Annotated in this window: 18 protein-coding genes; 7 read left to right on the forward strand and 11 right to left on the reverse strand. The window is 66.0% G+C overall.

The features are described from left to right. The first annotated feature begins 119 nt into the window (after nucleotides 1–119). Nucleotides 120–383: a DUF2866 domain-containing protein gene (locus L0U83_RS06155; protein WP_042265827.1), complete on the forward strand. Its 264-nt coding sequence runs from the start codon at nucleotides 120–122 to the stop codon at nucleotides 381–383. A gap of 72 nt (nucleotides 384–455) precedes the next feature. On the opposite strand, the gene L0U83_RS06160 is transcribed toward L0U83_RS06155, so the two are convergent. Together L0U83_RS06160 and L0U83_RS06165 are read right to left on the reverse strand one after the other, a co-directional pair. After that, nucleotides 456–1,694 carry a CaiB/BaiF CoA transferase family protein gene (locus tag L0U83_RS06160; protein ID WP_233881405.1) on the reverse strand — a complete coding sequence of 413 codons (1,239 nt, stop codon included), beginning with the start codon at nucleotides 1,692–1,694 and terminating at the stop codon, nucleotides 456–458. A gap of 92 nt (nucleotides 1,695–1,786) precedes the next feature. After that, nucleotides 1,787–3,736 (reverse strand): ATP-binding cassette domain-containing protein, encoded by a 1,950-nt coding sequence (locus L0U83_RS06165; RefSeq protein ID WP_233881406.1) that lies wholly within the window; start codon nucleotides 3,734–3,736, stop codon nucleotides 1,787–1,789. 161 nt (nucleotides 3,737–3,897) lie between these two features. On the opposite strand from L0U83_RS06165, the gene L0U83_RS06170 reads away from it, so the two are divergent. Further along, the gene (locus L0U83_RS06170; protein WP_233881407.1) at nucleotides 3,898–4,380 is read left to right on the forward strand and encodes a glutathione peroxidase; all 483 of its coding nucleotides are present in this window, start codon (nucleotides 3,898–3,900) and stop codon (nucleotides 4,378–4,380) included. Between the two features lie 26 nt (nucleotides 4,381–4,406). On the opposite strand, the gene cls is transcribed toward L0U83_RS06170, so the two are convergent. The 6 genes from cls to dapC all read right to left on the reverse strand — a co-directional run bounded on the left by cls (nucleotide 4,407) and on the right by dapC (nucleotide 10,726). Further along, nucleotides 4,407–5,849, reverse strand: a complete 1,443-nt coding sequence (gene cls, locus L0U83_RS06175; RefSeq protein WP_233881408.1) for a cardiolipin synthase — start codon at nucleotides 5,847–5,849, stop codon at nucleotides 4,407–4,409. 183 nt (nucleotides 5,850–6,032) lie between these two features. Continuing rightward, complete coding sequence (gene prmB, locus L0U83_RS06180; RefSeq protein WP_233881409.1) at nucleotides 6,033–6,929, reverse strand: 50S ribosomal protein L3 N(5)-glutamine methyltransferase; 897 nt, start codon at nucleotides 6,927–6,929, stop codon at nucleotides 6,033–6,035. A 33-nt stretch (nucleotides 6,930–6,962) separates the two neighbouring features. Continuing rightward, nucleotides 6,963–8,102, reverse strand: coding sequence for a succinyl-diaminopimelate desuccinylase (gene dapE / locus L0U83_RS06185; RefSeq protein WP_233881410.1), 1,140 nt, complete (start codon nucleotides 8,100–8,102; stop codon nucleotides 6,963–6,965). A 125-nt stretch (nucleotides 8,103–8,227) separates the two neighbouring features. Beyond that, a complete protein-coding gene (locus L0U83_RS06190) occupies nucleotides 8,228–8,593 on the reverse strand; it encodes an ArsC family reductase (RefSeq protein WP_233881411.1) in 366 nt (121 codons plus the stop codon). Beyond that, complete coding sequence (dapD, locus tag L0U83_RS06195) at nucleotides 8,593–9,420, reverse strand: 2,3,4,5-tetrahydropyridine-2,6-dicarboxylate N-succinyltransferase (RefSeq protein ID WP_028204072.1); 828 nt, start codon at nucleotides 9,418–9,420, stop codon at nucleotides 8,593–8,595. Before dapD ends, L0U83_RS06190 begins: the two co-directional genes overlap by 1 nt. Before the next feature lie 82 nt (nucleotides 9,421–9,502). Then, the gene (dapC, locus tag L0U83_RS06200) at nucleotides 9,503–10,726 is read right to left on the reverse strand and encodes a succinyldiaminopimelate transaminase (protein WP_373321044.1); all 1,224 of its coding nucleotides are present in this window, start codon (nucleotides 10,724–10,726) and stop codon (nucleotides 9,503–9,505) included. 310 nt (nucleotides 10,727–11,036) lie between these two features. Between dapC and L0U83_RS06205 the strand changes: the two genes are divergently transcribed. The 5 genes from L0U83_RS06205 to def all read left to right on the forward strand — a co-directional run bounded on the left by L0U83_RS06205 (nucleotide 11,037) and on the right by def (nucleotide 20,217). Then, entirely contained in the window at nucleotides 11,037–12,140 is a 1,104-nt protein-coding gene (locus tag L0U83_RS06205) for a DMT family transporter (protein ID WP_233881412.1), read from the forward strand. A 169-nt stretch (nucleotides 12,141–12,309) separates the two neighbouring features. Further along, entirely contained in the window at nucleotides 12,310–15,828 is a 3,519-nt protein-coding gene (smc, locus tag L0U83_RS06210) for a chromosome segregation protein SMC (protein ID WP_233883755.1), read from the forward strand. Nucleotides 15,829–15,972: 144 nt separating this feature from the next. Continuing rightward, the gene (locus L0U83_RS06215; protein WP_233881413.1) at nucleotides 15,973–17,256 is read left to right on the forward strand and encodes a cell division protein ZipA C-terminal FtsZ-binding domain-containing protein; all 1,284 of its coding nucleotides are present in this window, start codon (nucleotides 15,973–15,975) and stop codon (nucleotides 17,254–17,256) included. A gap of 361 nt (nucleotides 17,257–17,617) precedes the next feature. Beyond that, nucleotides 17,618–19,687: an NAD-dependent DNA ligase LigA gene (ligA, locus tag L0U83_RS06220; RefSeq protein ID WP_233881414.1), complete on the forward strand. Its 2,070-nt coding sequence runs from the start codon at nucleotides 17,618–17,620 to the stop codon at nucleotides 19,685–19,687. Beyond that, nucleotides 19,684–20,217 carry a peptide deformylase gene (def, locus tag L0U83_RS06225; RefSeq protein WP_233881415.1) on the forward strand — a complete coding sequence of 178 codons (534 nt, stop codon included), beginning with the start codon at nucleotides 19,684–19,686 and terminating at the stop codon, nucleotides 20,215–20,217. Before ligA ends, def begins: the two co-directional genes overlap by 4 nt. A gap of 78 nt (nucleotides 20,218–20,295) precedes the next feature. On the opposite strand, the gene L0U83_RS06230 is transcribed toward def, so the two are convergent. The 3 genes from L0U83_RS06230 to map form a co-directional block, all read right to left on the reverse strand. After that, the gene (locus tag L0U83_RS06230; protein WP_308445023.1) at nucleotides 20,296–22,086 is read right to left on the reverse strand and encodes a pseudouridine synthase; all 1,791 of its coding nucleotides are present in this window, start codon (nucleotides 22,084–22,086) and stop codon (nucleotides 20,296–20,298) included. Nucleotides 22,087–22,322: 236 nt separating this feature from the next. Beyond that, on the reverse strand, nucleotides 22,323–24,902 hold the full coding sequence (locus tag L0U83_RS06235) for a [protein-PII] uridylyltransferase (protein ID WP_233881417.1): 2,580 nt from the start codon (nucleotides 24,900–24,902) through the stop codon (nucleotides 22,323–22,325). A gap of 281 nt (nucleotides 24,903–25,183) precedes the next feature. Further along, complete coding sequence (gene map, locus L0U83_RS06240; RefSeq protein WP_069265615.1) at nucleotides 25,184–26,005, reverse strand: type I methionyl aminopeptidase; 822 nt, start codon at nucleotides 26,003–26,005, stop codon at nucleotides 25,184–25,186. Between the last annotated feature and the right edge of the window lie 201 nt (nucleotides 26,006–26,206).

Consider the following 26,206-nt stretch of genomic DNA (forward strand, 5'->3'; position numbering starts at 1 on the left):
GCGTGTACTGGCGCGTAATGATTAGTAACAACCCTGGTTCCGGCTGTAACCATTTCAGACTGCGATTTCCCTATCCTTGGCGCGATGTTCAACCCGTGTCGAGCGGAAAGGATAGCGACTTGAAACAGACTGATACGTCATTTGGCGGTCGTTCGATCGTCGTGCGCGGCTGCCGGGTTTCCGAGCCGCTCATGCAGCCTTGGGGCAGCACGTGCCGCATCGTCGAGTGGATCGATGGCGACGGGCGCATTTCGCGCCGCGTCGTGGCGGAAGACGTGACGGCGGCCGAGGTGCGCAGCACCATTGCGCATCACGTGGAAGGCCGCAAGTACGTGATGTACGACGACGAGCGGTCGCCGCGGCAAACGCTGCCGCGACGCTAGACGAAAAAATGGGCGCTGCGAGGCGCCCATTTTGCATTGCACTCACGGATGGTGCGGCGCACGCCCCTGGGGCTAGCCCCAGGGGCCGTAGGTGAAGGGCTTTTTCCCGCCAGGCGCGCCCGGCGTGTCGGCGCCCTGGCCGGGTTGGGTGGGTTGGACCTGCCGGGCGGGTTGGACGGAATGCGCACCTTGCGGGTGACCGCCTGACTGAAAAGGCGCAGCCTGCATACCGGGCGAGGCCTGCTGTGTCTGCCGGGCGGACATTTCGTCCATCATCGCTTGCAGGACCTCGGCATTGAAGAGGGGATGGCGCGACGCCTCGCCTGGCGTGAGGACTGGCGAAACACAAGTGTCGATCGCCTCCAGACGGTCGATCCAGGTCTGCAACGATTCCGACTCGATGATGGCCGCCAGCTCGCGCGTGAGTGCGGCGGCGTCCGCGCCACCGATCGCCTGACCGAGGCTCCAGTGACGCTCGGCCCAGTCGTCGCGGCCAATGGCCTGGCACAGCGTCTGCCAGAACTTCAGTTCGAGCGCGCCGACGGCGAGCCACCGCCCGTCCTGCGTGCGATAGAGGTTGTAGCAGGGCACACCGCCGTTGAGCAGTCCGCCGCCTGGTTGCAACGCCGCAGCGTCGTCGTTGGCTAGCGCGACCTGGGCGACCACGTTATGCGCGTAGCTCGCGTGCGCCATCGAAACGTCGACGAAACGGCCTTCGCCGCCACGCGCCACATGCCAGAGCGCCGCGAGAATCTGTGTGACCGCGCTGAGCGCGCCGCCGAGCAGGTCGGCGATCTGAAAATTGGGCAGCACCGGCGTGCCGTCGCGCGAGGCCAGTTGATCTAGCACGCCCGAATAGGCGACATAGTTGATGTCATGGCCCGGATGGCCGGCGAACGGGCCGGTCGTGCCGTAGCCCGTGATCGCGCAGTAGACGAGTTTCGGATTGATCTTGCGCAATGTCTCGTAGCCTACGCCGAGGCGGTCCATCACCCCGGGCCGGAAACTTTCGACCAGCACGTCGGCGTCACGCGCGAGCGCGAACAACACGGACCGGCCGCTTTCCGTCTTCAAATCGACGCGGGTTTCGCGCTTTCCGCGATTGACGAGGCGATAGAACGCACCGGGGCGCGCGGCCACTTCATCCACTGCGCTTTGCATCATGACGCGCGCCGCGTCGCCCGCACCGGGCGGTTCGATTTTCAGGACATCGGCGCCCATTTCCGCGAGCCGCAAGGTGGCCACGGGCCCGGGCAGAAGGCGGGTTAGATCCAGTACGCGAAGGCCCTGCAATGCGGCGGGTGACGACACTCGTGGCTCCCTGGCGAATATTCCTGGCGAAAAGCGCGGTTAGCGGCGCAATGGTGGCGCGGTGGCGACCGCAGTTGCGATATTAAGCTGCGCTAGCCGATCTGCTCGAGTTCCTCGTGCGCATCGAGCCATTCGGCTTCGAGCGTTTCGAGGCGCGAGGCAACTTCGGCCTGGCGGCGAATCGCTTCGGTCAAACGGGTCTTCTGCTCTGGCTCGTAGCTCGCCGGGTCGGCGACGAACGCGTCGAGCGTGCTCTTTTCGCCGTTGAGCGCATCCATTTCCTTTTCGATCTTGCCGATTTTCGCCTGTAACGGCTTCTTCAGGTGCGCAACCTTCTGGCGCTGCTCCGCCTCCTGGCGCCGCTGTTCCTTGCGATTGACGCTGTCGCCAGCATTTGCGCCATTCGCCGCATCCGCCGTGCCGGAAGCGGCTTCCTTGAGCGCCGCGCGCTGCTCGGCTGCATGCTGGAGCAGCCAGTCGCGGTAGTCGTCGAGGTCGCCGTCGAACGGTTGCAGACGATGCTTCGCCACCAGCATGAATTGATCGGTCGTGGCGCGCAGCAAATGCCGATCGTGCGAGACGAGGATCAGAGTGCCTTCGAACTGGGCGAGCGCCATGGTGAGCGCGTGGCGCGTTTCGAGGTCGAGGTGGTTGGTCGGCTCGTCGAGCAGCAGCAGGTTGGGCTTTTGCCAGATGATGAGCGCGAGCGCGAGGCGCGCCTTCTCGCCGCCCGAGAAGGGTGCGATGGGCGCCGTGGCCATCTCGCCGGGGAAGTTGAAGCCGCCGAGGAAGTCGCGCAGTTCCTGCTCGCGTGTGTCGGGCGCGAGGCGCGCGAGATGCTGGAGCGGCGAGTCGTCGGGGCGCAGCGTTTCGAGCTGATGCTGCGCGAAGTAGCCGATCTGCAGGCCCTTGCCCGTGTGCAGTTCGCCGGAAAGCGCCAGGAGCGTGCCCGCGAGCGTCTTGATGAGCGTGGATTTGCCCTGGCCGTTCGCGCCGAGCAGGCCGATACGCTGGCCGTTCTGGATCGAGAGCGTCACGCGTTCGACGATGGGGGTTTCGCCGCCGTCGTCGGCCCGATAGCCGCAGCGCACGTCTTCCATCACGAGCATGGGGTTTGGCGCGGAGTCGGGAGTGCGGAACTCGAATGTGAATGGCGAACTCGCGTGCGCGGGCGCGATCAGCTCCATCTTTTCCAGTGCCTTCACACGGCTTTGCGCCTGGCGCGCCTTGGTGGCCTTGGCCTTGAAGCGGTCGATGAAGCTTTGCAGGTGCGCGACGGTTCGCTGCTGCTTTTCGTACGCGCTTTGCTGGAGCGCAAGTTGCTGCGCGCGCAGGATCTCGAACTGCGAGTAATTGCCGCCGTAACGCTTGATTTGCTGGTTTTCCAGATGCAGTGTGACGTTGCAGATCGAATCGAGAAATTCGCGGTCGTGCGAAATCACGACGAGCGTGCCGGGATAGCGGTGCAGCCAGTCTTCGAGCCAGACGATCGCGTCCAGATCCAGGTGGTTCGTGGGCTCGTCGAGCAGCAGCAGGTCGGAGCGGCACATGAGCGCCTGCGCGAGGTTCAGACGCATGCGCCAGCCGCCCGAAAAGCTCGCCACGGGCTGGCGCGTTTGCTCGAGCGTGAAGCCGAGGCCGAGCAGCAGCGCTTCGGCGCGCGCGGGGGCCGTGTAGCCGTCGGCGTCGGCGAAAGCGCCGTGCGCTTCGGCTTCGGCCGCACCGTCGTGCGTGGCCGAAGCTGCGGCGATGCGGGCCTCGATTTCACGCAGCGCGGCGTCACCGTCGAGCGCGTAGTCGAGCGCGGTGCGGTCGACCGCCGGAGTTTCCTGCGCGACGTGCGCGATGCGCCAGGACGGCGGCAGCGAGAAGTCGCCGGCGTCCGCGTGCAGTTCGCCGCGCAGCACGGCGAACAGGGTCGATTTGCCCGCGCCGTTCGCGCCGATGAGACCGACCTTTTCGCCGGGGTTCAGCGTGAACGAGGTCTGTTCGAAAAGCGGCTTGGTGCCGCGAGCAAGACTGAATTGATTGAAGCGGATCACGACGGCGCCGGCGGGAAGAAAACGAAAGAAAGCGCTATTTTAGACTGGGGCGCGCAGCCTGGGCGCGCTTGGGCCGGCATTGGCCGAACGACTAGCCGTTTGGTCGAGTGCTAATTGCACGTTTTCTCACGTAGACTGGCGCTTTTCCACGGGAGAGCCAGATGACATCGATCTATTCGTTTTCGGCGCAACCGCTCGGCAGCGGCCAGCCGGTGAGCCTCGAGCGCTATACGGGCAAGGTGCTCCTGATCGTCAACACCGCGAGCGAGTGCGGATTCACGCCGCAGTACGCGGGCCTGCAAAAGCTCTACGACCAGTACGCGGCGCGCGGGCTCGCGGTGCTCGGCTTTCCTTGCAACCAGTTCGGCAAGCAGGAACCCGGCGACGCCGCGCAGATCGGCAGCTTCTGCGAGAAGAACTACGGCGTCACGTTTCCGATGTTCGAGAAGATTGACGTGAACGGGGCGAATGCGCACCCGCTGTATCGCTGGCTCACGGGCGAGGCGCCGGGGCTCCTCGGGCTCGAAGGCATCAAGTGGAACTTCACGAAGTTTCTGGTCGACCGCAACGGCAGCGTGGTGAAGCGCTACGCGCCCGTGACGAAGCCTGAGGCCATTGCGGCGGACATCGAAAAGCAGCTCTGAGCACCGGCTGGCGGCAACGGCGCGCGTTACAGAATCGGCGCGAAGAGCCGCGCGAGGTGCATCGTGATCTTGCGCCACGCGGGCGCGTCGCGGTACTCGCTGCGGTCGATCTCGAACGTCTCTTCGAAGTCGCGCAGCAGCATTGCTTCGACTTCAGCCGCGAAGCCGCGATGCACCGTCAGCACCATGATCTCGAAGTTCAGGCGAAATGACCGGTTGTCGAGATTTGCGCTGCCGATGGCTGCAGCCACGTCGTCAATCAGCACGACCTTCTGGTGCAAAAAGCCCGGTTTGTAGCGGAAGATCCGGATGCCCGCGCGCACCGCATCGAAGGCGTACAGCATGGACGCCTCGAACACCACGTAATGGTCTCGCCGGCTCGGAATCATGATGCGCACGTCCACGCCGCGCAGCGCCGCGAGGCGCAGCGCCGAGAACACGGCTTCGTCGGGCACGAGGTAGGGCGTGGTGATCCACAGGCGTTTTTTCGCGGCGTTGATCGCCTCGACGAAGAAGAGCGAGCAGGTTTCCTGGCGGTCAGCCGGACCCGTGGGCAAGACGAGGCAATACATGTCGTCGCCTTCACGTGGCACGACGTTGGGCGGCTCGCAGCCAGGAAGTTGCTGGGTGGCCCAGTACCAGTCTTCGGTGAAGGCGAACTGCACGTTGGCGACCGCCGGTCCGCGCAGTTCGATATGCGTATCGCGCCAGGGCGAGAGGCGCGCATTCGCGCCCAGGTATTCGATGCCCACGTTGTGGCCGCCCACGAACGCGTGCTGACCGTCCACTACGACAATTTTGCGGTGGTTACGGAAGTTGAGCTGGAAGCGGTTGACGAAGTGGCGCTTCGTCGAGAACGGGTGCACTTCCACGCCAACGTCCTGCAATTCGTGCACGTAGCTCGCGGGCAGGTCGAACGAGCCGATGCTGTCGTACAGGAAGTACACCCGCACGCCGCGTTTGCTGCAGTCGATCAGCACGTCCTTGAGCATGTCGCCGAGCGCGTCGGCGCGCACGATGAAGAACTGCACGATCACATAGTGCTGGGCGCGTTCGATCGCATCGAAGATGGCGGAGAAGGTCGCTTCGCCATTCACGAGTGTGCGCACGGCATTGCCCGGCACGAGCGGCATGCCGCCCAGGCGCGAGAACGTGCGGATTACGCGTACGCCCAGTTCGTCGGCTGGCCATTCGCCGGTGGATACGAGCTTGTCCCAATCCGGCGCGTGGGCGCGTGAGCGCAAAGTTTCGTTGCGCAGGCGCCTCGCGTCGGCGTAGCCCGCGAACTTGCTGCGGCCAAGAAAGAGATACGGGACGAGCGTGAGGTAGGGCATCGTCGCGAGCGAGACGGCCCAGGCAATCGCGCCTTGGGAGGTGCGCGTGTTCAGGATCGCGTGGCACGCCGCGATCAACCCAAGCACATGGATGATCGCGAGCAGCGTGCCGAGGTGTGACCAGTCGATTCGCATAGATGCGTGGGACGCTCCTTCAACCGGATGCAGGGCCGGCCCGCGCCGGTAAGCGCACGGCCGGAGGGCTCAATCTTACCGAACCCGCTGCGCCGACGGCTATCGTCCCAGTCCTGCGCGCAGCGAGACACGGCGCACGGGCACCGCGGCTCGTCCGCGCAGTTCGGTCAGACCGTTGGGCCGTTAGACCGGCAAGTCGCAAGCCTGAATCAGAAAGACCTGATCGTCGCCGGCGCTCGTCGAGAGCCACACGAGGTCGAGGCCACCGAACGCCGCTTCCACGTTCTCGCGCTCGTTGCCGATCTCGATCACCAGCACGCCGTCGTCGGTGAGCCAGTTGCGTGCGTCCTTGACGATGCGGCGCACGATGTCCATGCCGTCCGCGCCGCCCGCGAGCGCCATTTCCGGCTCGTGGCGGTACTCGGGCGGCAACGCCTGCATCGAATCGGCATTCACATACGGCGGGTTCGTGATGATCACGTCGTAGCGGCGCTCGGGCAGCGGCGCGTACAGGTCGCCTTCGAAGAGGGCGATGCGCTCCTCGAGATCGTGTTCGTGCACGTTGCGCTTCGCCACTTCGAGCGCGGGCGCGGAGAGATCGACGGCGTCGATGTCGGCGTTCGGGAATGCGTGCGCCGCGAGAATCGCGAGGCTCGCCGAACCGGTGCAAAGTTCAAGCACCGCGGTGACCTGCTCAGGATCTTCCACGTAGGGCTGCAGGCCGTCTGCGAGCAGCTCGCCGATGAACGAGCGCGGCACGATGACGCGCTCATCCACGTAGAAGCGCAGGCCGTGCATCCACGCTTCCTGCGTGATGTAGGCGGCGGGCACGCGGTCGGTCGCGCGGCGCTCGATCACGCCGAGCACCTTGTCGACTTCCTCGGTCGTGAGGCGCGCGTCGAGAAACGGGTCGAGCAGGTCGAGCGGCAAATGCAGCGTGTGCAGGATCAGGTACGCGGCTTCGTCGTAAGCGTTGCTCGAGCCGTGGCCGAAGGCGAGTTGCGCGGCCGAAAAGCGCGAGACACCGTAGCGCAGCAGGTCGCGAACGGTGGCAAAGGTAGCGGCTAGCGGATGGTTCATGTTCTGGACTCCAGAGCGTGTGCGGTTGGCCGGTCAGGCGATCAGCTGTTCGAGCACGCGGCGATATACGTTCTTGAGCGGATCGATGAATTTCACTTCGATATGCTCATCGATCTTGTGGATGCTGGCGTTGGGCGGGCCGAACTCCACCACCTGCTCGCACATGCGCGCGATGAAGCGGCCATCGGACGTGCCGCCCGTGGTCGAGAGTTCGGTGCTCACGCCGGTTTCGTCGTGAATCGCTTTTTCGAGCGCGTTCGAGAGCGCGCCGCGCGGCGTGAGGAAGGGCAGGCCGCTCACGCTCCAGTGCAGGTCGTATTCGAGGCCGTGCTTGTCGAGGATGGCGTGCACGCGCTTTTGCAGGCCTTCCACCGTGCTGGCGGTCGAGAAACGGAAGTTGAACATCACGTCGGCATGGCCAGGAATCACGTTGCTCGCGCCCGTGCCGCTGTGCATGTTCGACACCTGCCACGTGGTGGGCGGGAAGTATTCGTTGCCGTCGTCCCACTTTTCGGCGACGAGTTCGGCGAGCGCGGGAGCCAGCAGATGCACCGGGTTCTTCGCGAGATGCGGATAGGCGATATGCCCCTGCACGCCTTTCACGACGAGCTTGCCGGACATCGAGCCGCGGCGGCCGTTCTTCACGCAGTCGCCGAGCGTATTCGTCGAAGTCGGCTCGCCGACGATGCAGTAGTCCATCTTCTCGCCGCGCGCCTGGAGCGCCTCGACGACCTTCACGGTGCCGTCGGTCGCCGGGCCTTCCTCGTCGCTCGTGATGAGGAACGCAATGGCGCCGCGATGCTGCGGATGCGCCGCCACGAACTCTTCGCTTGCCACCACGAAGGCCGCGAGCGAGGTCTTCATGTCGGCGGCGCCACGGCCGTAGAGAATGCCGTCGCGGTGCGAGGGCTGGAACGGCGGCGAGCTCCATTGTTCGATGGGGCCGGTCGGCACGACGTCAGTGTGGCCCGCGAAGGCGAGCAGCGGGCCTTGCGTGCCCGCGGTGCCGCGCTTGACGGCCCACAGGTTCGTCACGCCGTTGGATTCGATCGTTTCGCACGCGAAGCCGAGCGCGCTGAGGCGTTCGGTCATGATGCGCTGGCAGTGCTGGTCGTCGGGCGTGACGGATGCGCGCGCGATCAGGGCTTCGGTAAGGGCGAGGGTGGCGGACATAAAAAGACCACTTTCAATAAAAATGCCGGCGCCGCTGATGGAGCAGGGGCCGGCAACAACTTGTCATGACCGCGTGCGCTCGACCTGCCGGGGAGCAGATCAGGCGCGCCGGTCTCATGCGGCGCTCAAGCGAACAGCTCCGCGTACTGGTCAGCGGAGAAGCCAAGCGTCTTCACGCGGCCGTTCACCACGACCACGGGCCGCTTGATGATCGACGGCTTGTGGATCATCAGCGCAATCGCACCGGCGGTCGAGTCGGCTTCGGCCTTGTGCACTTCCGAAAGGCCGCGCCAGGTCGTGCCGCGCTTGTTGATCAGCTGATCGAGCGACACGTCCTTGAGCCAGTCCTGGACGAGCGCATTCGAGACGCCCGCCTTCTTGAAGTCGTGAAACTCGAACTCGACGCCGTGCTCTTCGAGCCACACGCGGGCCTTCTTCACGGTGTCGCAGTTCGGAATGCCGTAGACAACGGTCTTGGCAGACTTCGCCATCAGTCGCCTCGCAGCAGCTCGTTCAGGCCGACCTTGGCGCGCGTCTTCGCGTCCACCTTCTTGACGATCACGGCGCAGTACAGGCTGTGCGAGCCGTCCTTCGAGGGCAGGTTGCCCGCGACCACGACCGAACCCGCCGGAATGCGGCCATACGAGACTTCGCCGGTTTCGCGGTCGTAAATCTTGGTCGACTGGCCGAGATACACGCCCATCGAGATCACCGAGTTCTCTTCGACGATCACGCCTTCCACGACTTCCGAGCGCGCACCGATGAAGCAGTTGTCTTCGATGATGACCGGGTTGGCCTGCAGCGGCTCCAGCACGCCGCCGATGCCCACGCCGCCCGAGAGGTGCACGTTCTTGCCGATCTGCGCGCACGAACCGACCGTGGCCCACGTGTCGACCATCGTGCCTTCGTCGACATATGCGCCGATGTTGGTGTACGACGGCATCAGCACGACGTTCTTCGCGATGAACGAACCGCGGCGCGCGATCGCCGGCGGCACCACGCGGAAGCCGCCCGCGGCGAAGTCTTCAGCCGTGTAGTTGGCGAACTTCGAGGGCACCTTGTCGTAGAACTGGCTGTAGCCGCCCGCGGGCATCGGCGCGTTGTCTTCCAGACGGAACGACAGCAGCACGGCCTTCTTCACCCACTGGTTGACGACCCAGTCGCCGTCCTTCTTCTCGGCGCAGCGCAGCGCGCCTTTGTCCAGCTCGGCGATGACGTGGGCGACGGCTTCGCGCACGTCGTTCGGGGCCGATTTGGGCGAAAAGTCGGCGCGGTTTTCCCAGGCGGTGTCGATGATCTGCTGAAGTTGTTGCGACATGGTGGTGATTTCGTGAGATTGATGGTTGAAAGCGGTGTTGCGCGCAGCGAGGTGCGGGACCCCGGCGCGCACGAGAAAGGCTTTACGGTTTGAGCGAGCGGCAGAACTCGACGATGCGCTGCGCGCCCTCGATGCACTCCTCGACGTCGGCGACGAGCGCCATGCGGACGAAGTCTTTACCCGGATTCGTGCCATGCGCCTCGCGCGCGAGGAACGAGCCGGGCAGAACCGTCACATTATAGTCGGCGTAGAGACGCTGGGCGAACGCGGTGTCCGTCAGGTCGGTGCGCGCGACGTTGGCCCAGAGGTAGAACGCGGCGTCGGGCAATTTCACGTCGAGCACGTCGGCGAGCATGGGCGTAACGGTCGAGAACTTCTTCACGTATTTCGCGCGGTTTTCGCGCACGTGCGCCTCGTCGCCCCAGGCCGCAATGCTGGCGGACTGCCAGACCGGCGACATGGCCGAGCCGTGATAGGTGCGGTACAGCAGGAACTGCTTGAGGATGGCGGCGTCCCCGGCCACGAAGCCCGAGCGCATGCCCGGCGCGTTCGAGCGCTTGGAAAGGCTCGACAGCATAACCAGGCGCTCGAAGCCGCGGCCCAGCTTGTGCGCGGCTTCGAGACCGCCGAGCGGCGGATTCGCTTCGTCGAAATAGATTTCCGAGTAGCACTCATCCGAGGCGATCACGAAGCCGTAGCGGTCGGAGAGCGCGAACAGCTCGCGCCAGTCGTCGAGCGTGATCACGGCGCCCGTGGGATTGCCCGGCGAGCACACATACAGCAGCTGCGTGCGCGCCCAGACTTCTTCGGGAACCTGCGAATAGTCGCAGGCGAAGTTGCGGGCCGGATCGCTGTTCACAAAATACGGCTCGCCGCCGCCGAGCAGCGCGGCGCCTTCGTAGATCTGGTAGAAAGGGTTCGGGCAGAGTACGATCGCCCGCTTTGCCGGGTCTTTCACGCCCGCTGTCGGATCGATCACCGCCTGCGCCAGCGCGAACAATGCTTCACGCGACCCCGAGACGGGCAGGATTTCCGTGTTCGCGTCGATGGCCGGCAGTCCGTAGCGCGCCTTTACCCAGTTCGCAATCGACTCGCGCAGCGCCGGGGTGCCCGCCGTGGCCGGGTACGACGAGAGGCCGTCGAGCGATGCCACGATGGCGTCGCGGATCAGCGCGGGAGTGGGGTGTTTCGGCTCGCCGATCCCGAAGCTGATATGGCGCAGGCCGGCGTTCGGCGTGACGTCCTTGAAGAGTACGCGCAGCTTTTCGAAGGGATAGGACTGAAGGGTGTCGAGTAGCGGATTCACTTGGGCGTCGGACAGGCGTGGGCGAAAGACGGTCGGCGTGGCGCGCAGGATTGGAGCGGCCACTGCGGGCAGGCCAGCGGGCGGGTTGCGCTGCGCTCGGCGAAAAACACGCAGGCGCGGCCTTGGAGCTGCAAGCGTTGGATTATAGCGTGGCGCCGTTGCTGCTGCGGGCGCCGGCCAGATCCTGCCTTGGCGCAGCCGCTGCTAGCTGGACGACGAGACAAAGGAAAAGCATGGAATATTCGAACAACGTTTCGAACCACGACTGCGGTGCTGCGAACGCGCGGCCGGCCCAAGGGAAACGCGAGCAATGAGCCAGAGCATCGGCTTGCGCGCCGCCTGGCCGACGCTCGCCATCATGATTGGCGCGTCCGTATGGGGTTTTGTCTGGTATCCGCTGCGCATGCTGGCGGCCGCCGGGCTTACCGGCACGGCGTCCAGCGCCGCAACGAGCGCAGCCGGCTGCCTCTTCGTCCTGGTGCTGCGCTGGCGCTCGCTCGCGACCGTGCGCTGGCACTGGGTCCTGCCGATGCTCGGGCTTGCCGCGGGCGTAACCAACGTGGGTTTCGTGTGGGGTGCGATCCACGGCGAAGTGATGCGCGTGCTGCTGCTCTTTTATCTGACCCCGGCATGGACGGCGATATTCGCGCACTTCATCCTGCACGAACGCCTGAACTGGGCGGGAGGCGCGCTCTCGGCGCTGTCGCTCCTGGGTGCGGTGCTGATGCTCTGGTCGCCGCAACTCGGCGTGCCGCTGCCCGCGAGCGCCGCCGAATGGGCGGGTCTGATCGGTGGTATGGGTTTCGCAATGAGCAACGTGCTCGTCGTGAAGACGAGCCGCGTGCTTCCGCATATGAAGCCGGAGATGCGCACCGCCGTGATCTTCGCGGGCGCGGCGCTCTTCGGTGCGCTGACCTCCTGCTTCGAGCCGATGTCGGCCGCCCCGGCAGGTGAACATCTCGCGCGTGTCGTGCTGCTGGTGCTCGCGCTCGGCATCGTGCTCGGCACCAACAACATGCTCGTTCAGTACGGGCTTGCCCGCGTGCCGGCGAACCGCGCCTCGATCATCATGCTGTTCGAAATCGTCGTGACAGCGCTCACGTCGTGGCTCTTCGCGGGCGAAACGCCGGGTCCGCGCGAATGGGCGGGCGGCGCGTGTATCGTGCTCGCTTCCCTGCTGTCGAGCTGGGTGCACCGCGCGCAGGACGCGCGCAAGAGCGGCGCGCACGTGAGCGCCGACGCGAGCGTCATGACCCACGCCGACGCCAGCCGCACCGACGATGCGGACGACGCCGACGGCAGCGACCGCGGCGGCGATGATGGCAACGGCGGCGGCAACGGCGATGGCAACGCAGGCAGCGGCTCGGGTCCAGGGCCTTCCCGCGCGCGGAATGGCGCGCGTGCGATGGTATGATTGCCGCTGATTCCCGCCGACCGCTCGCGCGCATGCGCGTTCGTGCGGCGAGCCGTGGCGCCTGCCTTGTGCGCACTGCGCCGCCGTGCGATCGATTCTGGATGCGCGGCGGCAAGCGACGCACGGCACGGGCGGTCCCGTTCACCATTATTCAAACAGCGATATCGCCGTGCGTCTGACCTCGATTAAACTCGCTGGCTTCAAATCATTCGTCGATCCCACGCATTTCCAGGTTCCGGGCCAACTCGTCGGGGTGGTCGGGCCGAACGGCTGTGGGAAATCCAACATCATCGACGCGGTGCGCTGGGTGCTGGGTGAATCCCGGGCGTCCGAGCTGCGCGGCGAGTCGATGCAGGACGTCATCTTCAACGGTTCCACCGCGCGCAAGCCGGGCAGCCGCGCGAGCGTCGAACTGGTGTTCGACAACGCGGACGGTCGCGCCGCCGGGCAGTGGGGCCAGTATGCCGAGATTGCCGTGAAGCGCGTGCTCACGCGTGACGGCACGTCGAGTTACTACATCAACAACCTGCCGGCGCGCCGGCGCGATATCCAGGACATCTTCCTCGGGACCGGCCTCGGACCGCGCGCCTACGCGATCATCGGGCAGGGCATGATTGCGCGGATCATCGAGGCGAAGCCCGAAGAGCTGCGCGTGTTCCTCGAAGAGGCCGCGGGCGTTTCGAAATACAAGGAACGCCGCCGCGAGACCGAGAACCGCCTGCACGACACGCGCGAAAACCTCACGCGTGTCGAGGACATCGTGCGCGAACTGTCCAACAACCTCGAAAAGCTCGAGGGCCAGGCAGTCGTCGCCACGAAATTCCGCGAGCTGCAGTGCGAGGGCGAGGAAAAGCAGCGCCTGCTGTGGCTCCTGCGCAAGAACGAGGCGGCGGGCGAACAGCAACGCCAGCAGCGCGCAATCGAGCAGGCGCAGATCGACCTGGAGCGGCATACCGCGCAGCTGCGCGAAGTGGAAGCGCAACTCGAAACGCTGCGCGTGGCCCACTACTCGGCAAGCGACGCCATGCAGGGCGCGCAGGGCTCGCTCTACGAAGCGAATGCCGAAGTGAGCCGTCTCGAAGCCGAGATCAAGTTCATCGTTGAGTCGCGCAACCGCGTGCAGGCGCAAATCGCCGCGCTTACGGCGCAGCGCGAACAATGGCAAGTCCAGGCGCAGAAGGCGCAGGACGACATTGAAGACGCCGAAGAGCAACTGGCGATCGCAGAGGAAAAGGCGGCGCTTGCGGAGGAAGATGCGGCGGCAAAGCAGGAAGCGCTGCCCGCGCTCGAAAACCGCTGGCGCGACGCACAGGCGCAACTGAATGACGAGCGCGCGGGCATCGCGCGCACCGAGCAGTCCATCAAACTTGAAGCGGCGCACCAGCGCAACGCCGACCAGATGCTCCAGCAGCTTCAGCAACGCCATGAGCGGCTGAAGTCGGAGGAAGGCGGACTCGACGCGCCGGACGAAGCCCAGCTCGAAGAACTGCGCATGCAGTTGGCCGAGCAGGAGGAAGTGCTTCACGAGGCGCAGGCGCGTCTCGCGGATGCGCAGGAAACGGTGCCGCGCCTCGACGCTCAGCGCCGCGCCGCGCATGAACGCGTGCAGGCCGAAAACGCGCAGATCCACCAGTTCGAAGCCCGGCTCGCCGCACTCAAGCAGTTGCAGGAAAACGTGCAGACCGAAGGCAAGATCCAGCCGTGGCTCGAGCGTCACGAACTGGGCGCATTGCCGCGGCTGTGGAAAAAGCTGCATGTCGAAGCGGGCTGGGAAACGGCGCTCGAAGCCGTGCTGCGTGAACGGCTCGCCGCGCTCGAAGTGTCGAACCTCGACTGGGTGAAGGCATTCGCGAGCGACGCGCCGCCGGCGAAGCTCGCGTTCTATTCGCCGCCTGCTGCGGGTGAGGCAAGCGCCGCGCCTGCGGGCCTCACGCCGCTGCTTTCGCTCGTGCGCATCGACGACGCGGGCCTGCGCGCCGTGCTCACCGAATGGCTCGGCTCGACCTACGTTGCCAACGATCTCGCCGAAGCGCTTGCCCTGCGCGCGCAACTGCCAGGCAGTGGCGCGTTCGTCGTCAAGGCCGGTCACGTGGTGACGCGCGTGGGCGTGCAGCTGTACGCCGCCGACACCGAGCAGGCGGGCATGCTCGCACGTCAGCAGGAGATCGAGAATCTCGAGCGCCAGGTTCGCGCTCAAGCATTGCTCGCCGATGAGGCACGCACCGCTGTCGTGCGCGCGGAAGCCGCGCACACGCAAGCCGCGCAGATACTCACGGACGTCCGCCAGCAGGCCGAGCGCGCGACCCAGCGCGTGCACGCCCTGCAGATGGATGTGCTGAAGCTCACGCAGGCGCATGAGCGCTACACGGCGCGCAGTACGCAGATCCGCGAAGAGCTGGACGAGATTCGCACGCAGATCGAAGAACAGCGTGCGCTGCGTGCGGAGTCGGAAGCGAACTTCGAACGCCACGACGCCGAACTCGCTGAACTGCAAGCCCGCTTCGAGGACAACCAGCTCGCGTTCGAAGCACTCGACGAGGAGCTCGGCGCGGCGCGCAACCAGGCGCGCGACCTCGAGCGCGCCGCCGCCGACGCGCGCTTTGCCGCGCGTAACATGGCGAACCGCATCGAAGAGCTGAGGCGCAACATCCAGGTCGCGCACGAGCAGAGCGAACGCGTGGCCGGCTCCCTCGAAGACGCGCGCGCCGAGCTGGAAACGATCAACGAGCAGACCGCGCACACGGGCCTGCAGGACGCGCTGGAAATTCGTGCGCAGAAGGAAGACACGCTGCGCGCGGCGCGCGCCGAACTCGACGACCTGACCGCAAAGCTGCGCGCCGCCGACGAAACGCGCCTCGCCGCGGAACGCGCGCTGCAGCCGCTGCGCGACCGTATCACCGAGCTTCAGTTGAAGGAACAGGCCGCCCGCCTGAATGGCGAGCAGTTTGTCGAGCAGCTTCAGGCGGCTGGCGTAGACGAGGCCGCGCTGCAGGAAAAGCTCACGGCGGATATGAAGCCGTCGTACCTGCAAGGCGAAGTCACACGCATCAACAACGCGATCGCCGCGCTTGGGCCCGTCAATATGGCGGCGCTCGACGAGCTGGCCGCGGCGAAGGAGCGCAAGACCTTCCTCGACGCCCAGTCGGCAGACCTTACGAGCGCAATCGAGACGCTCGAAGACGCGATCCGCAAGATCGACCAGGAAACGCGCACGCTGTTGCAGGGCACCTTCGACGAAGTGAACCGTCATTTTGGCGAGCTGTTCCCGCGCCTCTTCGGTGGCGGCCAGGCGAAGCTCATCATGACCGGCGACGAGATTCTCGACGCGGGCGTGCAGGTGATGGCGCAGCCGCCCGGCAAGAAGAATTCGACGATTCACCTGCTGTCGGGCGGCGAGAAGGCGCTCACTGCCACGGCCCTCGTGTTCGCGATGTTCCAGCTCAACCCGGCGCCGTTCTGTCTGCTCGACGAAGTGGACGCACCGCTCGACGACGCGAACACCGAGCGTTTCGCAAACCTTGTTCGCGCGATGTCGGACAAAACACAGTTCCTGTTCATTTCGCACAACAAGATCGCCATGGAGATGGCGCAGCAGCTCATTGGCGTGACGATGCAGGAGCAGGGCGTTTCGCGCATCGTCGCGGTCGACATGGAAACTGCGGCGGGTTTCGCCCAGAATACGGTCTAATCGATTTATACGGTCTAACGGACGGCGCGCGTCGCGCGGCCGGCGGCGCCGACGGTAAGGCAGCCGCCGCGCGCAATGCGCTTGCCAGAGAAACGGGGCGCACAATGCGCGCGCCGTCGAATAAGAATTGCTGATGGAGCATGCATGGACGAGTTGACTCTCGGGTTGATCGGCGCGGGCGCCGTGGTAGTCGGGGGCGTGGTGGTGTACAACGCGTGGCAGGGCGCGAGGGTGCGCCGGCGCATGCCGCGCCCGATGCCCGAAGAGGCAGTCGAGGCGCCGCAGCGCGACGAGTTCCAGGAACAAAGCCCGTTCATCGAACCGGCGCATGCACCGTCGCGCCGCGAGCCATCGCTTGCGGGCGGCTCGGAAGCCGAGCGCGTGGAGCCGGGTTTCGGGACCGTGGCGCCGCTCGACACACCGGCCGACATCCAGGCGGAAACGACGACACCTAACGGCTTTCCGGAGGACGAAGCGGCGACGCAGGAGCGCGGCGAAACCACGCCGGCCGCGAGCGCGGCTGCCCCGGATTCCGCGAAGGACGACGCCGACGAAGCCGAGCGCATCGAGCCTGTCATGCCGGCCGCCACGACGATCTCTTCGGCGCCGCCGGCCGTGGTCGACCGGCGCATCGACTGTATCGTGCCGATTCGGCTCGGTGCTTCGCTGGCGGGCGAGCGCGTGATCCCGTTTGCACAGCGGTTGCGCCGCGCGGGCAGCAAGCCGGTGCACATCGAAGGCAAACCCGAAGGGGGCGACGGCTGGGAGCTGCTGCAAAGCGGTGTGCGCTACGAAGAGTTGCGCGCGGCTGCCCAACTCGCGAACCGCAACGGCCCGCTCAACGAACTCGAGTTCTCGGAATTCGTGACCGGCGTGCAGCAGTTTGCCGACGCGCTCGACGCTGCGCCCGAGTTTCCGGACATGATGGAAACGGTCGCGATGGCGCGCGAACTGGACGGCTTCGCGGCGCAATGCGACGCGCAGCTTTCCATCAACGTGATGTCGGACGGCGCGCCGTGGTCGGCAAACTACGTGCAGGCCGTGGCTGCGCAGGACGGCCTGCTGCTCTCGCGCGACGGCACGCGCTTCGTGAAGCTCGACGCGAAGCAGAGCCCCGTGTTCATGCTGCAGTTCGGCGACACGAACTTCCTGCGCGACGACCTCACATACAAGGGCGGCGAGTTGATTACGCTGATCCTCGACGTGCCCGTGGCCGACGAAGACATCCTGCCGTTCCGCCTCATGTGCGACTATGCGAAGTCCCTTGCCGAGCGCATTGGCGGGCGCGTAGTGGACGACCAGCGGCGGCAACTGCCGGAGTCCGTGCTGCAGTCGATCGACAAGCAGCTCATGACGCTTTACGCGAAGCTGGAGCAGGCCGGCATTCCGGCCGGCTCGCCGGCCACGCGGCGACTGTTCAGCCAGTAACGCCGAAGGCCTGCAACCGTCCAGCAGACAAGGCGCGGCGCCGTAAGGGCGCCGCGCCTTTTTTTGTGCGCGGGCGGTGCGTGGTCGGGGCCCACAGGTCCTGGCGTTCGGTCATGGGTTTTTGAGCGCCGTTACCGGCACGCGTGTTGCGGTGCATTCAAGTTCGCATCGCCGGCTCCGGGCGTCAATGCTACGGACGCAGCGTTAGCCATTCGCACAGGAGCTTGGGGAGGCCCGTTCGGCGGCGCACGAAGATGGCCCGAAGTTGGTCTGAAGTTGGCCGTTCAGCCGATGCGGCACGCGCCGCTTCCTGAGATAATCTGACGTCCGAAATCACTTCCAACAGCGAGTCGCCCAAGGCATGGTCCGTACCCCCGCCCGTCTTCCCGAAGAAGCCACCGCTGCGCAGCGCGCGGTGTGGTTGCGCGCCGAACTCGAGCGCGCGAATCACGCCTACTACGTGCTCGACCAGCCAGAGTTGCCCGACGCGGAATACGACAAGCTGTTCGGTGAACTTCAGCAGATCGAGGCCGCGCATCCCGATCTCATCACGCCCGATTCGCCCACTCAGCGCGTGGGCGGCGAGGTCGCAGGGGGCTTCGAGCCCGTGGTGCACGACGTGCCGATGCTTTCGCTCAACAACGGCTTTGCCGACGAGGACATCGTCGCGTTCGACAAGCGGGTGGCCGATGCGCTCGGCAAGATCGCGGGCGCCGAAATCGGCGCGGTCGAATACGCCGCCGAACTCAAGTTCGACGGCCTCGCCATCTCGCTGCGCTATGTCGATGGCGTGTTCGTCCAGGCGTCCACGCGCGGCGACGGCGCGACCGGCGAAAACGTCACGGAGAACGTGCGCACGATCCGCTCGCTGCCACTGCGCCTGAAGGGCAAGCGCGTGCCGAAGGTGCTCGACGTGCGCGGCGAGGTGCTGATGTTCCGCCGCGACTTCGAGCGCATGAACCAGCGCCAGCGCGACGCCGGTCACAAGGAATTTGCGAACCCGCGCAACGCGGCGGCGGGCAGCCTGCGTCAGCTCGATCCGAAGATCACCGCGCAGCGGCCGCTCTCGTTTTTCGCTTACGGCATTGGCGTGCTCGAGGGCGAGCCGATGCCGGCCACCCATAGCGAACTGCTCGACTGGTACGCGGAAATGGGCCTGCCCGTCAATGCCGAGCGTGCGGTCGTGAAGGGCGCGCAAGGTCTGCTCGAATTCTTCCGCGCGGTGGGCGAGAAGCGCGATGGGCTGCCGTACGACATCGACGGCGTGGTCTACAAGGTGAACCGCCGCGACGAGCAGGACGCGCTCGGCTTCGTTTCGCGCGCGCCGCGCTTCGCGCTCGCGCACAAGTTCCCGGCCCAGGAAGCGCTCACGAAGCTGCTGGCCATCGACGTGCAGGTGGGCCGTACTGGCGCGATTACGCCGGTTGCGCGGCTCGAACCCGTCTTCGTGGGCGGCGCGACGGTGACCAACGCCACGCTGCACAATGAAGACGAAGTGCGCCGCAAGGACATCCGCATCGGCGATACGGTGATTGTGCGGCGCGCCGGCGACGTGATTCCCGAGGTGGTCAGTGCGCTCATGGACCGCCGTCCGGCCGACGCCCACGAGTTCGTGATGCCGACCGAATGCCCGGTCTGTGGATCGCGCATCGAGCGTCTGCCCGACGAGGCGATCGCTCGCTGCACGGGAGGCCTCTTCTGTCCGGCGCAGCGCAAACAGGCGCTCTGGCACTTCGCCCAGCGCCGTGCGCTCGATATCGACGGCCTGGGCGAGAAGATCATCGACCAGCTGGTCGACCAGAACCTCGTGCGCACGCCGGCCGATCTTTTCAATCTCGGCTTCGGCACGCTTGCGCAGCTCGATCGGATGGCCGACAAATCGGCGCAGAACCTGCTCGATTCGCTCGACAAGGCCAAGTCCACGACGCTTGCGCGCTTCATCTACGCGCTCGGCATTCGGCACGTGGGTGAGTCGACTGCCAAGGATCTCGCGAAGCACTTTGGCTCGCTCGATCCGATCATGAGCGCGTCGGTCGAGGAACTGCTCGACGTGAACGATGTGGGGCCGATCGTCGCGCTCGCAATTCACGAGTTTTTTGCGGAAGAGCATAACCGCACGGTGATCGAGCAACTGCGCGCGCCGGGCAAAGTAACATGGGCGGAAGGTCCGCCTGCGCCAAAGGCGCCGGTGGGCGTCCTGGCGGGCAAGACGGTGGTGCTCACCGGCACGCTGCCCACGCTCTCGCGCGACGAGGCGAAGGAGATGCTGGAGGCGGCCGGCGCGAAAGTGGCCGGCTCGGTATCGAAGAAGACCGATTACGTGGTGGCGGGCGCCGACGCGGGCAGCAAGCTCGCAAAAGCCGAGGAACTCGGCGTGCCGGTGCTCGACGAAGAAGGAATGCGCAAGCTCCTGGAGGGGCAAACGACATGATTCGCGAAATTCTCAGAATGGGCGATCCGCGCCTGCTCAGCATTGCCAGGCCCGTCGATCACTTCGATACGCCGGAACTGCACGAACTCATTGCCGATATGTTCGACACCATGCAGGCGGCGAACGGCGCGGGCCTGGCTGCCCCGCAGATCGGCGTCGACTTGCAGGTGGTGATCTTCGGTTTCGAGCAGAACGAGCGCTATCCCGAAGCGCCGGCCGTGCCGCAAACCGTGCTCATCAATCCGGTCATCCATCCTCTGTCACACGACATGGAAGAGGGCTGGGAGGGGTGTCTTTCGGTGCCGGGCATGCGCGGCGCCGTGAGCCGCTATTCGATGATCCGCTATGACGGCTTCGATCAGTACGGCACGCCCATTGAGCGTGTTGCGGAGGGCTTTCACGCACGGGTCGTCCAGCACGAGTGCGACCACCTGATCGGCAAGCTGTACCCCATGCGTATTACCGACTTTTCGAAGTTCGGCTTTACCGAGGTTCTGTTTCCGGAACTCGACCCGAACAGAGACGACTGAAGATCGACGCATCATGAAAAACGGGAGCCAGATGGCTCCCGTTTTTCATGTAACGCGGCGTTTGACGCTGCTGCTGCGTTAGAACGCCTCGTCGGCAGCCAGATAGCGCCATTGGCCTTGCGGCAGCGCGCCGAGCAGGACGCGGCCCATGCGAACGCGCTTGAGGCCCACGACCTTGAGGCCGACCAGTTCGCACATACGGCGGATCTGGCGCTTCTTGCCTTCGCGGAGCACGAAACGCAACTGCTCGCCGTTTTGCCAGCTCACCTGCGCGGGCTTGAGCGGCACGTCGTCGAGCGACAGGCCGTGGCGCAGTTGCGCGAGCGACTCGGCCGGGAAGTGCTGATCGATTTCGGTCTCGATGTCGTTGTAGGTAACGCGTACGAGGTATTCCTTGTCGATGTCCGAGCTCTCGCCGATCAACTGCTTGGCCACGCGGCCGTCCTGGGTCAGCACGAGCAGGCCAGTCGAGTCGATGTCGAGCCGGCCAGCCGGCGCGAGCGTGCGGAGATGCTTAGCCGAAAAACGGATCCCCGAGTGGTCGCCATCCCAATGATTTTCGCCGGTGACGAGCACGGCGGCGGGCTCGTAGCCGTCCTCGGCCTGGCCCGACACATAGCCCACGGGCTTGTGGAGCAGGATCGTCACCTGGCGCGCCTGTGCGGCGAGCGCGGCAGGATCGACCTCGATGCGCTGATTCGGCGTGACCTTGGCGCCGAGCGTGTCGACGACTTCGCCGTCCACATACACCCAGCCTTTTTCGATCCACTCGTCGGCTTCACGGCGCGAGCACAGGCCCAACTCGGACATGCGCTTGGACAGGCGCAGGGTGTTGTCGCCGTCGACTTCCTCCCGCGGCGCGCGGCGCGGTGCGGATTCGGCGTCGCTGGTACGCCGTGGGGTCTTCTCGGCCGATTTGACGGGGCGGGCCGTCTTGCGGGCTCCGCCGCTTTCTTCGGCACTGCGGCGTGCGCGCGGCGCGGCGCCTTCACGGGCGTCACTCCAGGCGGATTTCACCGGGCGCGCGAAACTGCGCTCCGTTCCCTCGTCGCGGGTGCGTGCCGGGCGGCGATCGTCACTGTCCGTGCGGCGGGCGAAGCGTCCCTCGCTGCCTTCACTGCGGCTGCGCGGCGGGCGACGGTCATCACCTTCGGTACGTCGCTCGAAGCGACGCTCGCCACCTTCCTCGCGGGCACGCGGCGGGCGTCGATCGTCGCCTTCGGTGCGGCGTGCGAAGGGGCGTGCACCACCTTCCTCGCGGCTACGCGGCGGACGGCGGTCATCGCCCTCGGAGCGGCGTGCGAAGGGGCGTGCACCACCTTCCTCGCGGCTGCGCGGCGGACGGCGGTCATCGCCCTCGGAGCGGCGTGCGAAGGGACGTGCACCACCTTCCTCGCGGCTGCGCGGGGGACGGCGGTCCTCGCCTTCGGTGCGGCGCGCATAGGGACGTGCGCCACCTTCTTCGCGGTTACGCGGGGGACGGCGGTCCTCGCCTTCGGTGCGGCGCGCATAGGGACGTGCGCCACCTTCTTCGCCGCTGCGCGGGGGACGGCGGTCATCGCCTTCGGTGCGGCGCGCAAAGGGGCGTGCGCCACCTTCATCGCGGCTGCGCGGCGGGCGACGGTCGTCGCCTTGACCTTGAGGGCGGGGGGTGAAGCGACGCTCTCCACCTTCCTCGCGACCACGCGAGGGCCGCCGGTCCTCACCTTCGGGGCGCCGCGCGACGCGACGCTCGCCGCCTTCGTCACGACCGCGCGCAAATCCACGCGACTCATCGCCGGAGCGACGGGCGGGGCGGCGCTCGTCGCCGAAGCCGCCTTCGCGAGCGGGCCGCGCTGGACGGCTCGAACCGTCACGCTCACGCGCCATGGCTGGCCGTGCCGGGCGCTTGTCGCCGGCGCGAGGCGCGGTACGGTCGGCCGAGCTGCGCGCAGGCTTCCCCGCCGATGTCTTTGCAGCCGACTCCGGCCGCACCTCCGCCGGCCGCACCGGCTTACGCGCGGTCGTACTGCCGCGGCGGACGGGGGCGCGTTCCGGAGTGGTCGGGCGCGGATGTTTGGCTGTCAGTTTGGCTCGCATGGATCTGGGTATTTCGCTTGGGTCATTCACACTGCGATCGCACGCAGCAGTTCGGTTTCGACGTGAATCTGCTGGCGGTTGTCGGAAAGTCCCGATCCGTCTAGCAGAAACACGTCTTCCACACGTTCGCCGAGCGTATTGATCCGCGCCGCATGGACGCCGACATGATGCTCCGCGAGCACGCGCGCGATGGAATAGAGGAGGCCCGGCCGGTCGTTCGCCGACACGGACAGGATGTAGTATTGGCCGCGCTCGTCGGCCCGAAGGTCGACGCGCGGCGTCACCGGGAAGGTGCGCGACAGGCGCGAAAGGCGGCCCTTCGACGGCTCCGGCAGCGCATTGTCCGTGGCTTTCAGGCGCGACGCGAGTTCCTGTTCGACGAGATTCGCGATATCGCGGTAGTGTACGTCGCCCTCGGTGTGGGCGACGATGAAGTTATCGAGCGCGTAGCCGTGACGCGTAGTGCTCACGCGTGCGTCGAGCACGGAAAGTCCGCTGCGGTCGAAGTACGCGCACATCGTCGCGAACAGATCGGGGCGGTCCTGCGCGTAGACGAGCACCTGCAGCGCTTCGCCGATCGGCGACGGGCGCGCGCGCACGACCGGCTCCGGCGCTTCGACGTGGCGGTAGAGCACGCGCGTTTGCCAGGCGATGTCGGCGGCGTCGTGGCGCAGGAAATAGCCCACGTCGAGCTTGTCCCAGAGCGCGCGGTGCGCGTGCTCCGGCACCGTCTCGAGGCGCAGCAGCGCGAGCGCCAGCTCCTGGCGCGTCTTGAGCTCCGAGTGCGCGTCGGGCTTGGCGCCGCCGAGCACGGCGAGTGTCGAGCGGTAGAGGTCTTCGAGCAGCTTGCCCTTCCAGTTGTTCCACACCTTCGGGCTCGTGCCGCGAATGTCGGCGACCGTCAGCAGGTAGAGCGCCGAAAGACGCCGCTCCGTGCCGACGAGTTCGGCGAAGCGTTTCACGACCTCCGGGTCGGTGATGTCCTGCTTCTGGGCGACCTGGCTCATCGTCAGATGCTGCTGCACGAGCCAGACGACCAGCTCCGCGTCGTCGCCCGTGATGTCGTGCTCGCGGCAGAAGCGCCGCGCGTCGGCCATGCCGAGCTGCGAGTGGTCGCCGCCGCGGCCCTTGGCAATGTCGTGGAACAGCGCCGCGACGTAGAGCACCCACGGGCGCTCGAAGTTGGCGATGAGCTGGCTGCAGAACGGATACTCGTGCGCATGCTCGGCCACGGCGAAGCGGCGCATGTTGCGCAACACCATCAGGATATGCTGGTCGACGGTGTAGACGTGATAGAGGTCGTGCTGCATCTGCCCGACGATGCGGCGGAAATTCAGCAGATAGCGCCCGAGCACGCTCGTCTGGTTCATGAGCCGCATGGCGTGCGTGATGCCGGCCGGCTGCTTGAGGATCTCCATGAAGAGCCGGCGGTTCTCCGGGTCGCGGCGCCAGCGCTGGTCCATCGTCTCGCGCGCGTTGTAGAGCGCGCGCAGGGTGCGCGCCGACAGGCCCTTCACGCCCGGCACCTGCTCATAAATCAGGAACGCTTCGAGAATCGCATGCGGCTCGCGTTCGAACACGTCGTCGCTGACGATTTCCAGCATCCCTTGCTTCTCGACGAAGTGCTCCGAAAGCGTGCGCGTGATGCCGCTCGTGCTCGGGAAGAGCTGCGCCTCGATGTTCTGGATCAGGATGGTGGAAAGCTGCGTGACCGCCTTCGCGGACCAGTAGTAGCGGCGCATGAGTTGCTCGCTCGCCCGCCGCGCGCTGCTTGCCTTGTAGCCGAAGCTTTCGGCCACGGCCGTCTGCAGGTCGAACACGAGAATGTCCTGGCGGCGCCCCGCGATCACATGCAGGCGCGCGCGCAGCGCCTTGAGAAACGCCTCGTTGCGGCGCAATTCGCGCGCCTCTCGCTCGGTGATGAGACCGCGCTGATCCAGTTCCTTCCAGCTGCTGCCGAAGGCCGCGGCCTCGGTGATCCAGAGGATCAGCTGCAGGTCGCGCAGGCCGCCGGGACTTTCCTTGACGTTGGGTTCGAGCGAGTAGGGCGTGTCCTGGAAGCGCGCATGGCGCTGGCGCATTTCGAGCACTTTCGCCTGGAAGAACGCGCGCGGGTCCATGGCATCGCGATAACGCTGCGCGAAGTCGCCGAAGAGTGTCGCGCTGCCCGTGATGCGGCGCGCCTCGAGGAGCGACGTGCGCACGGTGACGTCGTTGGCGGCTTCTTCGAGGCATTGGGAGACGCTGCGCACGCTGCTGCCGATATCGAGTCCGAGATCCCACGCGAGGCCGATGAACCGCTCGATGCGTTCTTCGAGCGGCGTGAGCGGCTCGTCGTCCGGCAGCAGGACGAGGATGTCGACGTCGGACCAGGGCGCGAGCTCGCCGCGCCCGAAACCGCCCACGGCCACGAGCGCCAGCGTGGGCGGCAGCTCGCACAGGCTCCAGGCGTTGCGCAAAGTGTCGTCGGTGGTGCGGGCAAGGGCGCGCATCAACGAGTCGACATTGGTCGCGGTCTTGAAGCGCTCGAGCAATTGGGCCTTGGCGGCCTTGTAGTCGGACTTCAGCGACGACGTATCGGGAACGGCGACAGCGGGAACGCTCATGGGCTCGGGTCGTGTCTGGCGTGGTTGGGCGGGCGGCCGGCCGTGCGCGCGGCCGGCCTCGCGTTTGGCGGACGGCCGCGTGTGTTCGTCGGTTAGTGCGTCGGCTGCAATATAGGCTGCTGACAGGCTGCCCGTCGTGCTGCTGGCGCCGGGCGGCGTGCGCGTGCAGTGCCTCTGCTCGCGTTGGGCATATGGACCCGAGGCGCAGGACGCCTTCTGCGAGCACGTCCATTTTGCGCCAGATCGCGCCGCGAAGCGCTTTCCGGCACTTTTTACGGCAATCAGGCCGCCGTGCCCGCCATCTGCGCGACGATGGCCGGCTTGGCGGGCGTACCCGCCGAGACCGTCAGGACCTCGTAGCCCGTTTCGGTCACGAGCACCGTGTGCTCCCACTGCGCGGAGAGGCTGCGGTCTTTCGTCTTGACGGTCCATTGGTCCGGCATGGTGCGGATATCGCGGCGGCCGGCGTTGATCATCGGCTCGACGGTGAAGATCATGCCGGGGACGAGTTCGATGCCCGTGCCGGGGCGGCCGTAGTGCAGCACCTGCGGGTCTTCGTGGAACACCGTGCCGATGCCGTGGCCGCAGTATTCGCGCACCACGCTGTAGCCCTGACTTTCGGCGTAGCGCTGGATGGCATGGCCGATGTCGCCCAGATGGCCGCCGGGGCGCACCTGGTCGATGCCGAGCCACATGCATTCGTACGTCGTCTGCACGAGGCGCTTGGCGAGGATCGAGCCTTCGCCGACGATGAACATGCGGCTCGTATCGCCGAAATAACCTTCCTTGATGACGGTGATGTCGATATTGAGCGCGTCGCCGTTCTTCAGCGCCTTGTCGCCCGGAATACCGTGACAGATCACGTCGTTCACGGAGGTGCAGATCGCCTTCGGGTAGGGCGGATAGCCGGGCGGCTGATAGTTCAGCGGCGCGGGCACCGTGCCCTGCACATTGGTCATGTATTCGTGACACAGGCGATCGAGTTCGCCCGTCGTCACGCCGGCGGTGACGAACGGCGTGATGTAATCGAGCACCTCGCTCGCCAGTCGGCATGCGACGCGCATTTGCGCGATGTCTTGTTCGTTCTTGATCGAAATGGCCATGGTATGCGCCCGAAAATGCAGTCGAATATTGAATTATCGCACCTAATGCAGGTGGTCGCTGACTTTTGAAATAGCGGGTCGCGATCCGGCGCGGACTCCCTCGCCGTATTCCGCGGGTAATAGCTGTCTTGAGTAAGGGGCAGCTTGCGTGCTATACTCATCGGCTAAGTCGCTTCCATATCTTTCGAATTCACTTTCGAG

Source organism: Paraburkholderia flagellata (genome assembly GCF_021390645.1).
Taxonomy (GTDB): domain Bacteria; phylum Pseudomonadota; class Gammaproteobacteria; order Burkholderiales; family Burkholderiaceae; genus Paraburkholderia; species Paraburkholderia flagellata.

Bases quoted from the DNA above. Each gene is read 5' to 3' on its own strand.
- L0U83_RS06230 (WP_308445023.1), bottom strand. From the start codon at position 22,086: ATGGCGCGTGAGCGTGACGGTTCGAGCCGTCCAGCGCGGCCCGCTCGC.
- map (WP_069265615.1), bottom strand. From the start codon at position 26,005: ATGGCCATTTCGATCAAGAACGAACAAGACATCGCGCAAATGCGCGTC.
- L0U83_RS06215 (WP_233881413.1), top strand. From the start codon at position 15,973: ATGGACGAGTTGACTCTCGGGTTGATCGGCGCGGGCGCCGTGGTAGTC.
- L0U83_RS06235 (WP_233881417.1), bottom strand. From the start codon at position 24,902: ATGAGCGTTCCCGCTGTCGCCGTTCCCGATACGTCGTCGCTGAAGTCC.
- L0U83_RS06205 (WP_233881412.1), top strand. From the start codon at position 11,037: ATGAGCCAGAGCATCGGCTTGCGCGCCGCCTGGCCGACGCTCGCCATC.
- ligA (WP_233881414.1), top strand. From the start codon at position 17,618: ATGGTCCGTACCCCCGCCCGTCTTCCCGAAGAAGCCACCGCTGCGCAG.
- def (WP_233881415.1), top strand. From the start codon at position 19,684: ATGATTCGCGAAATTCTCAGAATGGGCGATCCGCGCCTGCTCAGCATT.
- dapE (WP_233881410.1), bottom strand. From the start codon at position 8,102: ATGTCCGCCACCCTCGCCCTTACCGAAGCCCTGATCGCGCGCGCATCC.
- dapD (WP_028204072.1), bottom strand. From the start codon at position 9,420: ATGTCGCAACAACTTCAGCAGATCATCGACACCGCCTGGGAAAACCGC.
- L0U83_RS06170 (WP_233881407.1), top strand. From the start codon at position 3,898: ATGACATCGATCTATTCGTTTTCGGCGCAACCGCTCGGCAGCGGCCAG.
- cls (WP_233881408.1), bottom strand. From the start codon at position 5,849: ATGCGAATCGACTGGTCACACCTCGGCACGCTGCTCGCGATCATCCAT.
- prmB (WP_233881409.1), bottom strand. From the start codon at position 6,929: ATGAACCATCCGCTAGCCGCTACCTTTGCCACCGTTCGCGACCTGCTG.
- L0U83_RS06190 (WP_233881411.1), bottom strand. From the start codon at position 8,593: ATGGCGAAGTCTGCCAAGACCGTTGTCTACGGCATTCCGAACTGCGAC.